The organism is Okeania sp. SIO2F4 (assembly GCF_010672385.1).
Lineage (GTDB): Bacteria > Cyanobacteriota > Cyanobacteriia > Cyanobacteriales > Microcoleaceae > Trichodesmium.
Map to the genome: position 1 here is coordinate 1 of NZ_JAAHGT010000029.1, position 16,557 is coordinate 16,557.

Sequence of the window (16,557 nt, forward strand, 5' to 3'; positions counted from 1 at the left end):
TGAATACGATTACTCTTTAAGCAAATCCTTTCTACTTCTTGAGCTATTCGCATAGCTACAGTTTGAGCTTTTGCCGGCTTAGTTTTGGCAGCAGTTTGCAATTCTTGTAAAACCACAGCAGCTAAAGTTTCTGTATTTATTTCAACAGCAGCTAAAGGTTCAGTATTTATCCGATCGTGATTTATTTTAACAGCAACTAAAGTTTCAGTATTCATTCCAACAGCAACTACAGTTTCAGCATTCTTTTTAACTGGATTAGTAGCAACTTCAGTCTCAAATTCAAATGATTGTAGTGATGGAGTGCTTTTTAAAGTAACCTTAAATGCAGATGCAGCAACAACTGATTGTTTCTCTGTAACAACAGCCACATCTTCCAAACACAAGGTTTTTAAATGTACGCCCCAACCATTAACTAAAGTTACTCTAATCTCTCCTTTCATCTCCTTCTGAGCAGCAGTTAATAAAAATTTTGCTGCACCGTAAGTTCCCCCAAACCGATGTAAAACTACTGCGGGTTCGCCGATAGTTTTAATCTTAAACAATGGAGTATTATCCCCTTCACAATAAGTATCTACCCGACAATAAATGGGATATTCTTCTTCCTCATAATTCCATTTTTCAAAATCCCCCGTTTGTTTAATATCAATTTCCATCAAATATTTTTTACCCACTTCTGCTGCACGGGGATAGTTAATTATGGGTTGAATTGATATAGGTAATTGTTGAGTGTCGTTCATCTTTTTATTAGGGAATAGGGAGTAGGAATTAGGAGGAAAATATAATTTGAAATTGCTAGGTTTAAATTACTTCAGACATATCATTCTATGGAACTATTATACTTGTCATTGCGTTTCGGCTGTCGCCGACATGAAAAGCGCAGCTTTGCGATAGCAAACGACAGTGTTTGCGAAGCAGTCCGTAAGGATAGCAATCTCTCTAGGGTGTTAGTTTAGATTGTAGGGAGATTGCCACGCTCCACTCCGTTCCACTCGCAATGACATTTTCACCATAGGGAAAAATTATTAAACGATAACTGAAACAAGATTGCCACGTTCCACTCGCAATGACATCTTTAATTATTCAGACATAATATTTACCTTATTTTTTTATCAGCTCTAATTTAGTCAAGGGGTTGCCATAATAAATATACATGAAAGTAAAAAGAAATAAATATCTATTCTCATCATTACCTTTCTGACACTGATATTCATTAGCCGCTTTTTGCCGGATATTTTTTAATATTGTAGCCACAGAAAGATGGGGATATTTTTGATGTTCTTCAAAGAACTTGTGAGAAATTTTGGCTGCATATTTATCTGCAACTTTACATAAGGTTCCTATCACTCCTTTAGCTCCTTTTTCTAAGAAAAATGTAGAAAAACCTGCGGGATAATATTGCCCGGTTTGAGGGTTAGGGTCGATAATTTTTAAAGTATCATCTTGTTGTAAACGTCCAGAGTGACAGGTATTCATAAAAACAATGCTAGAACCGTTTGCTAAAAAATCAAAATCGTATTCATATAACTGAGTTAAAGATATTTGTTGTCTCTTGTCTTCTTCTCCTAATGTGCTTTGAGATAAATTCTCTCCAAAAAAGCCATGACTGGCAATAAAAACTAAACTAACCTCTGAATTAACTGCATCTAAATCATTAAAAAAATCTCGTACATTGTCATAAATAGTCGGATTGAACTTTTCTAGAAACTTCTTTTCTTCCTTTACGCTCGGTAAATCTTTGGTATTTAGATAAGCCACCATTTTTCCAGAACATTTTTTTTCTGCAACTTCTAAATTGATTAAGCTATTAACATCGTCTAAATCTTCTGGATTGGTAATATCTTGCCATCTTACTGTAACAATGTTAGCTCCTAAATAATTATTCTTTTTCAGTTCCAACATTTCCCAAGGAATTTCAAAATCTGTACGGTCATTAATAATTAAATAAGATAAATTATTTTGGTAATTCTGCTCTAGTCTTTCTTGTAATTTGACCAACCATCCCCTCAATTTCTTAGCCTGAGAATTTTTTTGAGAAAACATCCGCATTGTACCGATAGTTTTTTCCATCATTTTCACAAAAGATATTTCTGGGGCTTCAATCGGGTCAGTCTTTAATTGTTCGTGTAGTTTTAACAATTGATTATGGCAGCGAATAACTATATGATTATTACCAGGCGATTCTACTTCTAAAATAGCAATTTCCTTGGGAAACTTGCCGTCTAATTTTATGCCAAAACTCATCAATTCAAAGCTTTGATTTTGCTCAGTTAACTCTTCTATTTTTTCCAGCTCTAAATTTTTTTCCTGGAGTAATTTATCCGGCGATTCTCCTTGGGAAAATAATTTATTTGGGTAAGAGCTTTGTTGATTTTTTAGTTGTTGAATTGGATTCATTAAACTAATAATAGGGCTACTTGAATAGGGAATAGGGAATAGGGAATAGGGAATAGGGAATAGCAGATTGTGAAAAGGTTTTTCCTGCGGAAATGCTCCGCAAACAGGATTTAGAAATGTCCTAACCTTAATGCGTAATGCTATAACTGAAGAAGCTGATAACTAATAGAGCGTCCAATCAATCGCGGGCAAGATGCCCGCACTAGGAAGATTTAATTGTTAATATCTGTACTTCATATAATTGAAATCTGGTGTAATATCAGTTTGATAAATATTTGCTACAAATATATACGTTTTTTTAGGAGTCAGGAGTCAGAAGTCAGGAGTCATAATAAATAACTTTGATGCCATTATTAGTTCATAAATTATTGAATTCGTCAAATATACATCTCCTGTAAAGTATTTTTATCGCTTTTATTATTTGTAACATTCTTTTTTAAAATTGGTGTAACTAAGAAAACTAATAACTAATAACTGAAAAAACTAATAACTGATAACTGAAAAAGCTGATAACTGATAACTGATAACTGATAACTGAAAAAGCTGATAACTGTATTAATCCCATTCTTCCGTTGCCCAATTTTCCACAGGTGGAATAGATACAACTTTTGCCCCTAATTCTTTCGCTAATAACAATGGTAATTCGGGATATTGTTTAGATTGGGGATTAAGAAAAATGGTTTCAACATTGCCTAAGTTACTAATTTTTCGAGCAACTTCCAAAGCATCTTCTACTCCTTTTCGCCCCACAGGAGGATTAATTTTCCCTACATGACTTGCTTCTAAAGGAACATTACCTCTACCATCACTAATTACTACTAAAACTGCTTTTTGTATAGTATTTTTTCCATGCTGTAGAGCATGACGGAGAGTTTTTAAGGCTAAATCAAGACCATGTGCTAAAGGTGTAGCTTTACCTTTTTTAGTTTTTTCTAAGTCAAGTCCCATACTAATTGTCGGTACAAGAATATTTTGGGCAGATATTTTTTTAGCCCGTAATTCTTCTGGATTAATATTAACATTTGAATCCTGATTTTCTACTACTATAGAATCTGGAGCAATACCAACTTGAATTAAACCCACACTTGCCCTTTGGGTGTAAGCCCAACTAATATAGGGAAATAATTTTTCTTGCCATTGACAATATTCTAAACAAGTGTAATCTAGCAAAAGCATGAACATTTGTTCGGCAACAGGGGCGCGACGATAACGATATAAATCAGAGGGCAATATTTTTAATTTCTGATAATTATTACCCTGGTTTTTCTGACGAATTTTCTGAAATTTAGCTGCTTCTAATAGCGTCCTAACGATAGCTAAGTCATGGGCTTTAGTAGTCTTTTCTACCCCAATAATTGTGCCATGAGGAATAGTTTTGGATTTAAAACGACGGGTAGGTAGTTTAAGGGAAGCTATTTCTCTTTCTACTGGAGCAATATCTTCTATATAAGGATTTTCTAAAGGTGCAATTTCAATATCTGCAAAAGAGTTAGATTTCTGTGTTTGATAAACAGGAATTTCTGGTAGATTGTTTGATAAATTTTTGTCTTTTCTTTCTGGTAATTCAGGTAATATTAGTGTCTCTAAATCTGGGCGTTGTGTATCTGTTTTTCGATTAACTTGATTAGGATTACTTGAAGTACCAATATCATTTTTTTCTAACTTCAACCCCATAATTTTAGCTACCTCCTCCACATGACTAACTGTAACTAACTTTGCTGCTTCTAATTGAGCATAGGTACTCGAAAAACGAGCTAAAGTAATTTCTCGCCGATGATAAACCGTCGCCTCAGAAGTGTAATCTAAAATTCTCTCTAAAGCTTCCTTTGTCATATCTGGTGGAGAGGAACGAATTTGTTTCAACAATTCTTCTTGCAATTCTGGCTCAATTTCCTTTTCCTCAAACAATAATTGTTGTGGTTTTTCCTCACCATTTAATAACTTTTGAATCTGAGTTACTCTATTGTGATTATTCTTAATTTGCCCATTGAGACGTAGAGCAAACCTATCTAATAAATGAGGCGAAATCTTACCAATTTCCTCCTTCTGACTCGAACAACCAACTAACCAAAAGAGATTAGGTTGCCAATATTTCTGTTGTCCGTGACGCTCTAAATGTGCGACATCTGCTCCCATCAATACGACGCAAGTTCTCATAGCTGCTAAACTTAATTTAGTCAGATCGGGAATAATGACTAACCTAATTTCATTAGTATTGTCTGCTGCACCCAATAACCCAGACTGCCACTTAAAGGCTTGTTTTCTCAACTCATCCCCGAACCCAACTTGCCCCCACAAATCATCCTCTGATTCAAAAGTTCCTAACTTTAATGGAACAACTCTTTCACATCCTGTTGTTATTTTAAGTAGAGACGCTAAAATACCTGCAACCTGCTGCAAACCATTAATCGAACTATCAAACAGTAAAATACTGCCTAACTTTGGATTAAGTGCCACACAACAAAGGGATTTCATTAAAAGACTTTGAATGTTTGCCATGATGTAATTCAGCTTTTTCAGTTTTTTTAGTGATTTTTACCCATAATTTGGCTTTGTTCCATGAAAGTAGCGATAGAACATCCGTTCCGCTTTTCGGTTGTCCCCGACATGAAAGGTGAACCTAGTGGCAGCTATATCACCCTCTTTCGATTATTGATGCTTTATTCATTTATTGGCCAATAGTTAAAGCGCTCAAAGCCTTTACAGGTAAAAGTTTCAGCCTTTTTTTATCAAAGATTGATGTTTGATTTATTTATTAGACTTCTTGCAGAAGTCAGGGAATAGGGAATAGCGGTGCGACCCCGCGACGACGAAAGTCGCAAGCGGTCAGACCCCGCGTCGCCGACAGCTCGCTTGCGGAATGCTGACCAAGAGAGGGAACGCGCACTCCTGTGAGGGAATAGGTATGGAGGGAATGAAATTGTTGATTTGAGCTCTTGAATTGATTTCATTTTTGATTTTTGGAGATGTTTATTGGACAATAGTTGTAGAAGTATGAAGTACAGATGCTTGGATCTTGTGCGGAATCCATAAGTTTTCATACAACAAAGCCATTCTAAATTCTAAATTCATTAGTTGTAGAAGTATGAAGTACAGATGCTTGGATCTTGTGCGGAATCCATAAGTTTTCATACAACAAAGCCCCATAATTTACTAATTATATCAAATCAGGATAATTACTATAGCCTGCGTCATTGCGCCTTACACTCCGTGGAAGGAAGCAATCTCAGAGATGCGCGGAGATTGCTTCCTATCGTCGCAATGATCACTTTTAAAACACTCTTCTAACTTCACTTCAAACTTCTGACTTCTGACTTTTGACTTCATTAAGTATCTCCTCAACCTTATTATCATCTTCTTCAGTCCAAGGAAGTTGGGTACTTTGAATAAATTCAGGGCGACGGTGTTGTAGCACTAATTGAGCTACTGCTTGAATATGCTCCATATTTACCTGTTTGGCACCATACAAGGCAGCATAAGCACGGGAAGCTAGAGCAATTACATAATCTCCTCGATTTCCTTCTGCTTGAAAAGCTGCTGTCAATTCTACACAAAGTTCGATCGCGCGTTCTGATATTTCTATCTGACGAAAATCTGCCCGTGCTTTGTTTAACTTTTGTTTATGTGTCTCATCTTCTTGCCTAGCTTTATCAATATATTCAGAAGAGTTGCCTTGAGCTAGATCGAACATTGCCTTATCCCATTCCATCACCGTTTGTAAAATTTTCATCCGCTCTTGCTTACCAGTTTGTGCTTTAATTTCCACCATCAACCCAAACCTATCTAATAACTGAGGACGTAAACCCCCCTCTTCAGGATTCATGGTACTTACCAAAGTAAATGATACTGCTTCTTCTATTCGTTTCCCTTCTCGCTGCACCACTAAAACTCCTGTGGAGGTAACATCAAGAATAATATTGACAACATGATCGTCGAGTAGATTGACTTCATCAATATAAAGTAACTTATCCTTAGCTTCTTTGAGCAAACCATCTTGCCATTTTGCCTTACTCTCCATTAGCTGGCTAATTTCCCAACCTCCCATCACTCTGTCTTCTGTCGCATTAATTGGTAAAGTTACGGGCAATTTTTGTTCCATCATTACCGAAAACGCTCTTACCGCAGTTGACTTACCCGTTCCTCGCTGTCCGCTTAACAAGACTCCCCCAATACGAGGGGCAATATAAACTAATTCTAATGCTAGTTTTAACTTTTCCTGGCCAACAAGCAAAGTGTAAGGTAATATTTTTTGTACTATAGATGTTTCATTCATTGGGGAAAGGGAATTATTTAGAAGTCAGAAGCCTTTATGAAGTCAGAAGTTAGAAGTTAGAAGTCAGAAGTTAGAAGTTAGAAGTTAGAAGTTATATAATATCCGGTAGCATTGGTACAATTAGATAGTTAACTAGGAGTCAGGAGTCAGAATAATTAGTAGTATAGTCATTTAATTTAAGAATGAAACACTTTTTCGGCTGAAATCCTTTTATAGCAAAAAACACTTGTGTCAATCTAAAGTGAAACGACTATATATCTATATCCTTCATAAAGTTACAGAAAAAGCTGATAACTGAATAATGCTACTCTTTTAACTTCCATTTCATAGTGACTTCCATTTGAGCTTCTGCACCTGTTTTTGCCAACATTGGTACGCCAGCTTCAGAATCTAAAGTAATTGACAGTTTCATTTCAAATTCATTGGGTTTAATATTATCCCCCATTTTATTCACACTTTCTATGACTTTAGCTGCACAATGACGGGTTAAGGCTAAACCATCCCCAAATAAATCTTTTGTTGCTTTAATAATTTTTTTTCCCGAACTATCTCGACTATCTTGAAATATAGGATCAGTATCATCTTCAGCTTTAAAATCATCATTAACCTGAATATAAATTTCTACTTCTTCATCGCCAATTTTGCTAATAGTTTTTGCAATTGCCACAGATTATATCCTCCACAGATTAACTATAATAATTATCATAATTTATTTTCTGCCATACCCTTACATAAGTTTAATCTGGAAAATTTATGGTATTTATCACTCTAAATCAAACTATTATTAATTTTTTATCTTATCTTTAGGATTGAAGGTTAAACTCAACAAAATGTCTCTATAAATATCCAGCGACTTTAAACCTTGGTTCCTTGAATTAAGCGATCGCGAAGCGTTGCGTCAGCAGTATCGCCTCCTGTTTCTGACGCTCTGAAATTGTTGGAGGTGTTTGGCTCTGCTACACTAAATGCGTAGTGCTATAATTAATAACTAATAACTAATAACTAATAACTGATAACTGATAACTAACAACTGATAACTGAAATGACTCTTCTGCCACATGAATATCCAGATACCAGTAATATGATTCTGGAGGATGACACTCCCTTGGATAGTTTTATTAATGAAAAACAACAACGTCTCCTCACAACTGTATTTTATAGTGGTGCGCAAATACCTATAAATTCTCCTTTTATCCTTGCTGCTAATGTGGGTTTATTTTCTTATCTGGACTTTATGAAAAAACAGGTTAAAAATAAGGTCAAACTTTTATACAGTAATGTTTTTACCTGAAATCAAACGTGTTCTTGATATATTTAGGTTTCAGCCATTTTAAGCAAGTTCAGGTATTTTCCTTGCTAGTACTGGGTTTGAAGCCATTTTCAGTGTAAAAAATCTAAAAGTCCAGTTATGTCGGAGATTCAGGAATTGTACCTGATGTGTTTTTAAGTTTGAATATTCCTGGTGGCGAACAATGGTGGAAACGTAATGTTCGTTCTTATTTATTCTGGGAATTTGGCAAATCTCCGGATATAGTAATTGAAATTGTTTCTCCCACTCCAGGCAATGAATTAGGAAGTAAATTGACAAAGTATGCACAATTACGAATTCCTTATTATGTTGTCTACAATCCATTCCAACAACTAAGTAAAACTTTTCTCCAAGTATTTCAACTTCATGGTAGTTCTTATATTCCGAAAAATGATGCTTGGTTTGCTGATGTTAATTTAGGATTAACTCTTTGGGATGGTGTATTTGAAAATCTGAATGGTACTTGGTTACGTTGGTGTGATGAGTCCGGAAATATAATTAAAACAGGAGATGAAATAGCAGCAGAAAAAAATCTGGAGATATCTCAAAAGGATACTCAGATATCTCAAAAAGATGCTGAAATATCTCAAAAGAATACTCAGATATCCCAAAAAGATGCTGAAATATCTCAAAAGAATACTCAGATATCCCAAAAAGATGTTCAAATTAAACAGGCGTTATTATTGGCAATTGAAATGGGATTGAAACTCAAGTTTGGTGATGAATATGTGGGGATATTATCTGATATTTCCCAAATAGAGAATCTGAAATTGTTGGAGGGGTTAGCGGAGCTTTGCGTCAGCAATCGCTTCTCAAATTCCTCAAATTTCCTCAACAGATGAGTAGCAAAAACTATTTTCTGAATAGCTCAAAAATAGGAACAAGGAATGCCTAGTATGAGAGCAAGATGCTCCCACTGCAATCACTCGAACACTAAAGCGATCGCCTGGTTCTCCACTATAAACTATTTGGAAAAGGTGAAAAAATCGCTACTTTTGCGCCTGATGAAACCCGTTTAGGACTAAAAACAATTCCTGGTAAAAGGATAACTTTAAAGGGAGTAAAACCATGAGGATGTACCCAGTGGCAACGAAAAAAATTCTATCTCTACGGGGCAATAGAGGTAAAAACTGGAGAGAGCTATTTTTATGAATTTTCTCCAATACGATGGTCAATGTTTTCAGAGATTTATTAACCAATTATCTCAGGAATTTAGTGATAGTATAAACTTTCTGCAGCTTGACAATGGGAGTTTTCACAAAAACGTAGATTTAAAGGAATTCATAATACCAATATTCCCACCTCCCCACAGTCGTGAACTTAATCCTATTGAAAGTTTTTTGCAACAATTGAAGCGGGAGTTACAGTGGGAAAATTTCCAAAATCTTCAACAATTACAGCAAAAAGTTTCAGAAATTCTCCTGAAAACTGACGAGTTAGCTTTGGCATCTTTGACTAAATGGGATTATCTAATAGAAGCAATATTAAGCGCAACTTCATAGAGTATTTATCGATGGCGTTCGCGGAGCGTGGCGTCAGCCGTATCGCTCTATGATTTTCTTTATAGGTTTGAGCAAATACGATTACCTAGATATCTAAATAAGGAGGGTTATTTGCCTTTAATAATACCCCGAATTAAGGTAAAAGATGGATATTTCAATATCCCAATGTCTAGGAAATTTAAAGCTGAATATGGTGCAGTAAAAATCCCTTTTCCTCAAAGATTAGTTGATAAGAATCTCAAGAAATTTTCGGCTAAGAGCCGACATGAAAAGGATAATTCCTAGATTTAATGCGCTTGTTTTTGAAGTAGAATTTATTACAGAAGAGGAACCACGGCCAGTAGTAAAATCTGACAATGCACGCTTCTATAGACCTTGGTTTAGACAATAAGTGCAACTTGTGTATCAAATACTGGGTCATCATTTATTTTGGACGGTAGAAAGCTTAAATCAATCAACCAGTGGTACAACACGCGAAAATGCTAGATTAAAATCTATAAAGGATAAACAAGGTATTAAAACTTTAACCAAAAAGCAAGGCGCGCATTACAGTAAATCGAAACAATAAAGTTAGAGATTACTTGAAATTTAGCTGCTAGATATTTAATCAACTGGTGCATAGATAACAATATATCCGATATTGTTGTAGGTGTTAATCCGGGCATGAAAAAAATATCAACTTAGGCAAAAAAACTAACCATAAATTTGTACAAATACCACACAATGTCTTTAAGTTCAAACTAAAAGCTATGTTTCATTAATGGATAATGAATAATGGATAATTACCTCTCCATAAAAGGTAGATGATTGACTAAAAGGAAAAAAATTATTTGTTTCTCCTTTAAAGGGGAGACCAATAAAACTGAATTATTTAATTAATAATTAATAATTATTAATTATTCAGAGGAATCTTATAGGTCTAAAGCGAGTTTTCTAGACAACGATGAGATGCCTGTTTACAATGCTGATAATCCAACAGAATATAGTTTTAGTGGCAAACGAATTAAGCGATGCAGCGCCTTCATGCGGGGGTTTCCCCCATGAGCGACTGCCTGTACGACAGGGTGGCTTGTACAAAACTAAGCAAGGAAAATTGATAAATGCTGATGCTAACGGTGCGGCAAATATTGGAGTCAAAAGCAACCTGAATGGGTTTATTCCGGACAGACGCTTAGGCATCTTTGGCTATGCCATTAAGGGTAAAATTTGACGGACTTTCCTCACGTCAAATCTATGACCCTTAAGAATCCACGCGACTTTAGTCCGTCGAGTGTCAACCATCAACAAATCCAAAACTATCTCCAAAATCAACCTATATCCTGTCCCTCCACTATCGAAACATATTGGGATAAAATTTTACCTTTCTTAGAAAACATTCACAAAATTAAACTCCTAGAAGGCCATTTTTTCCATTACTATGAAGGTTATTCCGGTAGGGTGGACTGTGTTGCCAGTTTCTACAATATCCCGTGCATTATTGAATTCAAATCTGCTAATCGAATCAAACCTTTTGCTGACGAACCGTTACAACTGGCAGCTTATTGTGGGGTAATTAATCGTCAATATGGCCTGAGACTCAACAACGTTTTACTCATAGTTACCACTCCCCAAGAAGCTAACGCCACTTGGTTTGAACCAGATGAAGTTATGAAATATTGGCATCAGTGGCAAAAACGAGTAGCGGATTTTTGGCAATTACAGGGTGTAGCATGATTGACCACTTTTGTATCCTTTGGTCATCTTTGTTAAGCTGGATTTAATACTCTAAGTATTTCTGAAGAAAAATGAATTAATCTTTTGCCCATTCAAGGATAAAAAAAGTCTATTTATTCTGTCTGTGGGTTTTATCAGGATTTATTTTTCACCCCTCAGAAAATTTATTTAGAACATTATCAGGAACAGTTACCTCTGCCTCTAGAGATTTTAATAAGCTGTTCCATCTATTGTGTGTTTTTTGCGGAAAAATTAGTCTATTTCTAGACGCCAATTAAATTCAACCATGGTTAAATTTTTGCTTGTGATTTTCTTAGTAAATTTACTGAACAAGGATAATGAATATGAATCACCAACTCAGTCTAGTGCTTCAAAATGACCTAAACATTGAAAAATTAGGTTCTATTTCCGCAGTACATAATCCTAAAGATACTAATCATTTAGAACGCCGACAACAACAACGTGCTATTAGTTTACCCATGATTAAAGTTGCTATAGTTTATGGAAGTAGACAATTTAGTTATGGAGCTGTGACTTATACTTTGACGGATAAAAATTTACGCAGAACTCCTTATAGCAGGTTTATAGATGTACTGCGGGGATTGCGAGTTGTCTGTGTTAATGGGTTGCCAAATCCTAAAATTATGACTGCTTATTGGCATAATAAAACTAAGCGGAAAGTTCATAGATAGCTGTCTATACTGTAATTTATTGAGTAAAAAATTGGGGAAATTTAATGATTTGGTAAAACTCGCTTAAATGGTGTTGGTTAAAAATATTTGGAAAAATACAAATTCTACTATGTACCACTTTTGCGAGTGCTATATTATCATATTTTATTGGTGAATTTGCGGTATAATACTAAATCTTCCACAATATTTGCTACATATCCTGAAAAAAGCTTTTAGGTGTTAGGTATTAGAGTTGGAGGAAAAATAGACTCTCAAATTTAAGATATTTCAATAATTAATAATTTTCATGTCGGCGACAGCTGAAACAATTAATAATTAATAATTATTGAACAGGATTTTATATAAGAATATGTTAGGATTTTCTAGTATGGGCGATCTAAATTTATTACAACCGATTTATACTAATTACCAGAAACATTGCTATAGTTGAATTTTCTATTTCTAAATATGATTTGTTGGAGTGAATGCTCGATATTTGGTAACTTCTGTTATAAACGAACGTTATTTTTTTGATATTTTAAATCTGGCAAGATTTTTAATTAGTATTAGTTATGATAAAAATTCGTTCCCTGGTGCTACCAGAGAACGAAAAATAGTTATCCAGTTGGAGGAAAGATTTAAAAACTGCTTTATAAAACCGACATAAAACGTCATAAGCGCGACATTTTAATGTTTACGGACGCCCTTATGCAACGTCCCTACCGTCGGCGGTTACTCATCCACAGGCATTGACGGGTCTTGCCCGACCGCATCTGTTGAGTGCGTCTTACATTCTATTCGCGAAGCGTTTCCGCAGGAAATGGAGACCTCACCAATTAGCACTCGCTTTCTTAAATTTATACTTGCGTTTAAATCTCGATCTATTGACAAGCCACAGTCAGAGCAATCATAAGTTCTCAGACTTAATGGCATATCTTGAACATGGCCACACCTGCAGCAAGTCTTTGACGATGGAAAAAATCTATCTACTATTGCTAACTCAGAACCGTACCACTGAGTTTTATATTCAAGTTGTCGTCGAAACTCATAAAACCACTATCTACTAATTGACGCAAGCTAGCTTATGGTTAGCCAACATTCCAGTCACGTTCAAATCCTCAATAACAACAATGCCGTGGTTCTTGGCGCTTATTGTTGTCAATTTATGAAGTGCATCTTTGCGGATATCAGCTACAGGTCTATGCTGTTTAGCTAGCTTGATTACAGCTTTGTACCAATTATTTGAATGCTTGACTTTTCTGCTAACTTGGCGTTGTAATCGGGCTAGTTTGTTTTGAGCTTTACGGTAAGGTTTAACACTTGGGAAAACTTCACCAGTGCTTAGTGTTGCTAGTGTCTTAATTCCTAAATCAACACCTACAACTTCAGTAGTTTTTTGTGTTGAAGTCGGAGTGAATTCATAACTACAGCTAAGATACCAATCATCAGCCTGTTTGTTAATAGTTATCTTTTGAGTGGTTGCTTCGATTGGCTCATAAATTTTTACAATACCGATAACAGGTAATTTGTGACACTAACCATTTAGTTCTATTGGTTTTCCACAATTATTAATTGTGAAAGAGTCATGTTTACCTTTCTTCTTAAATCTTGGATGTTTAGCTAGACCTTGAAAAAACCTTTTAAATCCTTCATTCAAGTTAATAAAAGCATACTGATAAACTTTAGATGATCAGCTCTTCATCCATAGATAAAGTGGTTTTGTGTGGTTGGTAAAAACTTCTCTAAGTTTACGAGTATTAGGCTTGTAACCATCTTTATAGGCTCTTATCCACAAATTTAACCCCCAGTTCTAACGCCAGCGTGAGTAGCCCGCGTGTTGAGCCATCAGAGTTTTTTACTTATTATTTAATTTAAGTTTTCTTTTGATTGACTTGTACATATTATCGGATCTTGTTCAATAGATTCGAGTGTATTTTCTCAAGCCATAAAGCCTGCTAGAAAAATAATGCAATATAGCTAATATATCTTCAACCATTTCTGCTTCTGGCGACAAATCTTTGCTATTTAAAACCATTAACTGGCAGTCCTGTTTGTTCGCAAATCTAATTAAACAAGTCAAAACCAAATAAGCGCTAATCTATCCTTATGAGCAACTATAACCCGTTGGATTTCACCTGCAAATATTTGAGACAATAATTTTAACAGTTTTTTACGTTTAAAGTTGAAGCCACCACCTATTTCTTTAATGGTTTCAGCATGATAGATATAAACTTTGCAGTTCTGTTACTTGCCTATTCAAATCTGGTTTTTGAGCATTGCTGGACACACGACAATACAAAACAGTTTTTCTGGTGGTTGTAAGTGCACCTTGAATATAGGAGTCAATATCATAACGCCTTTGTCCTGATGGAGTTTTAATAGCATTGATTTTCCCATTTTCTTCCCATCTAACCAAAGTGCGGACATCAACTCCTAATGTTTCAGCAGCTTAAGAGCGGTTTAACAAATTTCACGCTCGTTACTATTTGAGAGAATTATCGTACAATAACGCTTTATTACATAATTTGTCAACTAAGTAATTACTCCACACTTAAGAGCGAGTTTTGATTTACTATTTTCCTTTATTACCAAAATAGGTATCAAAAATTGCTTTAGCAATAGGAGCAGCTCCTACCGAACCGTAACCACCACCTTCAACTGCAACCGCTACAGCAATTTCAGGATTATAAGCAGGTGCAAAACCTATATACATTGCATTATCAGGTTGCCCTGGAAGTTCCACTGTACCTGTCTTACCCCCAGATAATGGAATAGTACCATCATTCAACCACCGAGCAGTACCCTTCCTGACTACATCAATTAATCCTTCTCGCACTGTATTAATAGTTGAAGGTTTTAGCCCTGTTTTGATTGATTTAGTAGCAGCAGTATCAGTTTGAGAAGCCAATAAATGAGGCTGCACTCGATACCCACCATTAGCGATCGTACTTACCATCACTGAAGATTCTAAAGGTGTGACTAATACCAAACCCTGACCTATTCCCATGGTAACAATATCAGCAATATGCCAAGCTTCCCCATACATTTCTTCTTTTTCCTTGGGAGTAGGGATTTGACCATGATTACCATCTAGTCCGAATAGTTTTAAGTCAATACTGCCACCAATACCTAACTCTCGCCCCCACTTAGAAATTTGTTCAGGACCAGTTTTCACACCCACTTGATAGTAAAATGTATTGCTACTGTAAGCTAAAGCATCCCGAAAACCAATTACTCCATAACCGCCACTATGTTCGTTAAAGGTGATACCACCAATAGTCACAGCATCGTAAGTTCCCACTTTAGAGTTAGGAGAATACTTGCCAGACTGGAGTGCTGCCACAGAAGTAACAGCTTTGAAAGTGCTTCCTGGTGGATAACCCTGGAGGGCACGATTCAAAAAAGGTTTGCTTGCACCTTGGAGACGTTGCCATTTTTCGCTTGTTATTTTGCCTGCGAATATACTGGGGTTAAATGTAGGTCCGCTTGCCATTGCTAATACTTCTCCTGTTTTAGGGTTAATGGCAACTGCAGCACCCAGGCGATTTCCCAGTGCTTTTTCTGCAGCTTTTTGGATATCAATATCGATGGTTAATTTTACTGGTTTCCCTGGAGTGGGGTTTTCTACTCCCAACTCTTGAATTTCCTTACCTTTAGCATCAACTTCAATCAAACGATTACCCCAAACCCCTTCCAATGCAGAATTTGCTAAACGTTCGATTCCCATTTTTCCCACGATCATTCCCATTGGATATTTGGGGTTAGCGATCAATTCTTCTTTGGTTGCTTCACCAGTGTATCCAAGCAAATGAGCTGCTAAACTTCCATTAGGATAGTGACGAATGTTTTCGGTACGAACTTCTACCCCTCTTGTTTCACCAGTTTTTTCTGCTAATGCTACGAAAGTAGAGCGATCGATATTTGAGGTAATTCTGACTGGTAAGGGGGAGTTATAGCCAGTTGCTTCTAATTTGTTGATAATATCAGTAGCTGGAATATCTAAAATTGGACTAAGTTCCGTTGCTACCTCCAACCATTTTGTCGCTGAGTATTCTTGAGGCCATAAATATACAGAGCGAGAGAGACGGTTACTTGCTAATATTCTGCCTTTGCGATCGTAAATTGTACCACGACTTGCTGCTACTGGCATTAAGCGAATGCGGTTGTTTTCTGCACGTTCCCGGTTATATTCTCCCTGAACTAATTGTAATTGCACTATACGATAAGCATTGATTCCAATCAAGTTAGTAATCACTAGCATCATTATGAATGCTTGTACCAAGCGATGACGTTTCGAGCTAGTTTGTTGCCCAGGGGTTCTGGCAACAGGGGGAAATTTAGAATATAAACCAAAATCTTGAGCCATTGTTACTGCATGAGTGTTTTATCTTTATTTTTCTTTGCACTCTGCTTTTCCTCCGGAAGATTAACCACTTTTTGTGTGTATTTTTTTTGTGATGAATTACCAATTATTTAATTATATATTTTTGGCTTATAGTTCGTAGTATATATCACGACATTTTTACATTAACAAAAAGTGAAAATTTACTAAATATTTTAACAAAAATAAACTTTTTATGATGGCAATTTTTACAGCAAATAAAATTTCTTCAATTACTATCGAATCATTAGAGCAAGATTGAAAAAAGAATATGATAAATAAGCTTAAGTGAAAATGGTTTGATTTTAATATTT

At 35.8% G+C, this 16,557-nt stretch carries 11 protein-coding genes and 3 pseudogenes; 6 read left to right on the plus strand and 8 right to left on the minus strand.

The window, feature by feature from the left end; translation table 11 throughout:
• The 5 genes and pseudogenes from F6K22_RS03370 to F6K22_RS03390 form a co-directional block, all read right to left on the minus strand.
• Nucleotides 1–737 (minus strand): annotated as a pseudogene (locus F6K22_RS03370) (hypothetical protein); the annotation flags it as partial.
• 361 nt (nt 738–1,098) lie between these two features.
• The gene (locus F6K22_RS03375) at nt 1,099–2,394 is read right to left on the minus strand and encodes a CHAT domain-containing protein (protein ID WP_293093266.1); all 1,296 of its coding nucleotides are present in this window, start codon (nt 2,392–2,394) and stop codon (nt 1,099–1,101) included.
• 555 nt (nt 2,395–2,949) lie between these two features.
• Nucleotides 2,950–4,893 carry a hypothetical protein gene (locus tag F6K22_RS03380; RefSeq protein ID WP_293093269.1) on the minus strand — a complete coding sequence of 648 codons (1,944 nt, stop codon included), beginning with the start codon at nt 4,891–4,893 and terminating at the stop codon, nt 2,950–2,952.
• Nucleotides 4,894–5,689: 796 nt separating this feature from the next.
• Nucleotides 5,690–6,667: a magnesium chelatase ATPase subunit I gene (locus F6K22_RS03385; protein ID WP_293093272.1), complete on the minus strand. Its 978-nt coding sequence runs from the start codon at nt 6,665–6,667 to the stop codon at nt 5,690–5,692.
• 304 nt (nt 6,668–6,971) lie between these two features.
• Complete coding sequence (locus F6K22_RS03390; protein WP_293093274.1) at nt 6,972–7,334, minus strand: CU044_2847 family protein; 363 nt, start codon at nt 7,332–7,334, stop codon at nt 6,972–6,974.
• A 375-nt stretch (nt 7,335–7,709) separates the two neighbouring features.
• Between F6K22_RS03390 and F6K22_RS03395 the strand changes: the two genes are divergently transcribed.
• From F6K22_RS03395 to F6K22_RS03420, 6 genes are all read left to right on the plus strand, one after another.
• On the plus strand, nt 7,710–7,958 hold the full coding sequence (locus F6K22_RS03395; protein ID WP_293093277.1) for a hypothetical protein: 249 nt from the start codon (nt 7,710–7,712) through the stop codon (nt 7,956–7,958).
• A gap of 134 nt (nt 7,959–8,092) precedes the next feature.
• A complete protein-coding gene (locus F6K22_RS03400; RefSeq protein WP_293093315.1) occupies nt 8,093–8,818 on the plus strand; it encodes a Uma2 family endonuclease in 726 nt (241 codons plus the stop codon).
• Nucleotides 8,819–9,124: 306 nt separating this feature from the next.
• On the plus strand, nt 9,125–9,478 hold the full coding sequence (locus tag F6K22_RS03405; RefSeq protein ID WP_293093279.1) for a transposase: 354 nt from the start codon (nt 9,125–9,127) through the stop codon (nt 9,476–9,478).
• A 991-nt stretch (nt 9,479–10,469) separates the two neighbouring features.
• On the plus strand, nt 10,470–10,688 hold the full coding sequence (locus F6K22_RS03410) for a hypothetical protein (RefSeq protein WP_363272763.1): 219 nt from the start codon (nt 10,470–10,472) through the stop codon (nt 10,686–10,688).
• 23 nt (nt 10,689–10,711) lie between these two features.
• A complete protein-coding gene (locus tag F6K22_RS03415; protein WP_293093282.1) occupies nt 10,712–11,191 on the plus strand; it encodes a PD-(D/E)XK nuclease family protein in 480 nt (159 codons plus the stop codon).
• A gap of 344 nt (nt 11,192–11,535) precedes the next feature.
• Nucleotides 11,536–11,883: a hypothetical protein gene (locus F6K22_RS03420; RefSeq protein ID WP_293093285.1), complete on the plus strand. Its 348-nt coding sequence runs from the start codon at nt 11,536–11,538 to the stop codon at nt 11,881–11,883.
• Nucleotides 11,884–12,594: 711 nt separating this feature from the next.
• On the opposite strand, the pseudogene F6K22_RS43010 reads toward F6K22_RS03420, so the two are convergent.
• The 3 genes and pseudogenes from F6K22_RS43010 to mrdA form a co-directional block, all read right to left on the minus strand.
• Nucleotides 12,595–13,708, minus strand: a pseudogene (locus F6K22_RS43010) (RNA-guided endonuclease InsQ/TnpB family protein).
• A gap of 69 nt (nt 13,709–13,777) precedes the next feature.
• Nucleotides 13,778–14,278 (minus strand): annotated as a pseudogene (locus tag F6K22_RS03440) (IS607 family transposase).
• Nucleotides 14,279–14,434: 156 nt separating this feature from the next.
• Entirely contained in the window at nt 14,435–16,228 is a 1,794-nt protein-coding gene (mrdA, locus tag F6K22_RS03445; protein ID WP_293093291.1) for a penicillin-binding protein 2, read from the minus strand.
• Nucleotides 16,229–16,557: the final 329 nt, after the last annotated feature.

Coding starts and splice junctions, on each gene's coding strand:
- F6K22_RS03375 (WP_293093266.1), bottom strand. CDS start 2,394: ATGAATCCAATTCAACAACTAAAAAATCAACAAAGCTCTTACCCAAAT.
- F6K22_RS03380 (WP_293093269.1), bottom strand. CDS start 4,893: ATGGCAAACATTCAAAGTCTTTTAATGAAATCCCTTTGTTGTGTGGCA.
- F6K22_RS03385 (WP_293093272.1), bottom strand. CDS start 6,667: ATGAATGAAACATCTATAGTACAAAAAATATTACCTTACACTTTGCTT.
- F6K22_RS03395 (WP_293093277.1), top strand. CDS start 7,710: ATGACTCTTCTGCCACATGAATATCCAGATACCAGTAATATGATTCTG.
- F6K22_RS03420 (WP_293093285.1), top strand. CDS start 11,536: ATGAATCACCAACTCAGTCTAGTGCTTCAAAATGACCTAAACATTGAA.
- F6K22_RS03415 (WP_293093282.1), top strand. CDS start 10,712: ATGACCCTTAAGAATCCACGCGACTTTAGTCCGTCGAGTGTCAACCAT.
- mrdA (WP_293093291.1), bottom strand. CDS start 16,228: ATGGCTCAAGATTTTGGTTTATATTCTAAATTTCCCCCTGTTGCCAGA.
- F6K22_RS03405 (WP_293093279.1), top strand. CDS start 9,125: ATGAATTTTCTCCAATACGATGGTCAATGTTTTCAGAGATTTATTAAC.